Source organism: Gracilimonas tropica DSM 19535, assembly GCF_000375425.1.
GTDB lineage: Bacteria > Bacteroidota > Rhodothermia > Balneolales > Balneolaceae > Gracilimonas > Gracilimonas tropica.
This window is the reverse complement of the sequence record NZ_AQXG01000040.1, coordinates 1-1,802: the sequence shown is the minus strand read 5'-3', so window position 1 is coordinate 1,802 and position 1,802 is coordinate 1. Positions and strand designations below refer to the sequence as shown.

Annotated in this window: 4 protein-coding genes; 1 reads left to right on the top strand and 3 read right to left on the bottom strand. The window is 49.8% G+C overall.

Features of this window, described 5'->3' with window-relative positions; all coding sequences use genetic code 11:
* Positions 1-49: 49 nt before the first annotated feature.
* Together B151_RS0117435 and B151_RS0117430 are read right to left on the bottom strand one after the other, a co-directional pair.
* Positions 50-625 carry a hypothetical protein gene (locus B151_RS0117435; protein WP_020404912.1) on the bottom strand — a complete coding sequence of 192 codons (576 nt, stop codon included), beginning with the start codon at positions 623-625 and terminating at the stop codon, positions 50-52.
* A gap of 4 nt (positions 626-629) precedes the next feature.
* Positions 630-863, bottom strand: a complete 234-nt coding sequence (locus B151_RS0117430) for a hypothetical protein (RefSeq protein WP_020404911.1) — start codon at positions 861-863, stop codon at positions 630-632.
* Positions 864-892: 29 nt separating this feature from the next.
* Here B151_RS0117430 and B151_RS0117425 point away from each other — a divergent pair, with 29 nt between their 5' ends.
* The gene (locus B151_RS0117425) at positions 893-1,243 is read left to right on the top strand and encodes a hypothetical protein (protein ID WP_040517258.1); all 351 of its coding nucleotides are present in this window, start codon (positions 893-895) and stop codon (positions 1,241-1,243) included.
* 28 nt (positions 1,244-1,271) lie between these two features.
* On the opposite strand, the gene B151_RS19810 is transcribed toward B151_RS0117425, so the two are convergent.
* The coding region (locus tag B151_RS19810) for a transglycosylase SLT domain-containing protein (RefSeq protein WP_026166746.1) at positions 1,272-1,802 on the bottom strand (531 nt) is incomplete at its 5' end.

Here is a 1,802-nt window from a genome sequence, read left to right as displayed (position 1 = left end):
GTAAATGCCAGTCAAAAACAGGCAAATAATGGTCGTAATGATCAGCTCTTTATACTTGCTGAGGTAATGCTCGGGCTTGGGTGATTTGCTCATAGCGTTGCTCGTAGTCCTGAATGGCTTCTGGAAGCGTTATGGTTTGTTTATTTTCCAAACAGTAAAACCGTCCGGTTTTCGTCGATTGGTAGTAGTAATGGCCATCAATCCAGAGCCAGCGCAAGGGCCGCTCATTGATCTGCCTGCCACTCCACCCGTCCACATGAAGGCCAATCCCAGGAATCTTTTCTCCACTTAACTTATGAGTGAAATCCCAGTCGAAGTACAACCCCACTCCCTGAAAGGGCCACGTGGTTGCAAGCAGCCAGTGCTGAAGCGGGCTTGACTGTTTGGTAAGCCAGTTGGTAAAAAGCAGGCAGTCAATGGCTAAGCCTTTTCCATGTGATTTCGGGTCGTTATCTCGCCAAGTGGAAGTGATCAGGGTTTTGGTATTTGTCCAATCTCTCCAGGCTAAAAAAGACCGGAGAAAATCCACATCCATTCGGGAGATATCCCCCTGGATTTCAAAGTCGGATAGAGAAAAATTGCCCCCATAGCTTTCTATAAGGGCAATGTAGTCGGCGCGTTTCATGGGGCTATTTCTTAAACTTTAGCCAGAGAATGCCGACTCCAAGGGCGATGGCAGCCGCTTTGTACTTCATCGGCACGTCGCCGTTGATGTACTTTTTGGCGGTATCCACCAAATCTGTTTTGGTGTTTTCGGCTTCGGCGTTTTTAACGTCCACTACGGGAGAAGAACCGATTCCGGCTCCGTTGCATCCACAGCCGCATCCAAGGCCGCTGTCAGAAGTATAACTTGATTTACTCATGGGTTTTCAGGTTAGGTTAGCGTAAGAGTTTGAAGAGGATTCCGGCACCAACAATACCGGCCCCGGCCAGCGCGATCATCTTTTTATTGATCGGTTTATTCTGGGTGGCCACCGGCTCGCTTTTGGTTGTTGCAGGCTGGACAGCTGCCGTAGGCTTTTTGGTCAAATCACGTACCACCGGACTTACTTTGGGAGGTTTGATCTTTGGAAGTCCTGGGAGAATCGGTCTCCTGATTCTGGAAGATGGCCTTGGAGCAATGGAGATAGTGGGCCGAATTCTGCTGATTGATGAGACCGGCTGGATAGCTGTATTTAGCTCAGTGGGTAAGGTTGGGTCAAGCATCATGCGCCCCAAACCGGGAGAACTTTCCTCGCTGTAAATGTATCCGGAAGATGATTTCATAATGGTTATTGAGTGTTAAAGATTTGGTAGGAAATAAATCCTGTGATGATTAGTGGCACGAGCACCATGCTGGCCGTGGACGCTTTGGAAATGCCCATTACCGACTCCACAATTTTCTTTCTTTGGAGCACATCGGAGGCGTAATTTTGCCCGGTGGTAACCAGATTGGGATCAATGCCAGCACTTACCGTATTTCGCACTTTTGAGTAGCCTGCGTTGTACGCGGCCACGGCTGGAGTGAGCTTACCGCCAAACTTGCCGATCAGATCCGCCAGAAACTTGCTGCCATAGTGGATATTGGCACGGTGGTCGTTATTGGCATGTGAGCTGGTGAAGCCTGAATGATACCGCCGGTCAATTTGCATGATGCCGATGCCATTGCCATTATCGCCCGTCCAGTTTCCATCCAACGCCAGTCCCATATGGCTTTCCCTGGAGGCGATAGCCAACAGCAGGGATACCGGTACGTCGTGCGCCCGAGAAGCCTCATAGAAGTGCCCCATAATGCCTTTTACCCGAAGGTAGCTGAGCTGGGA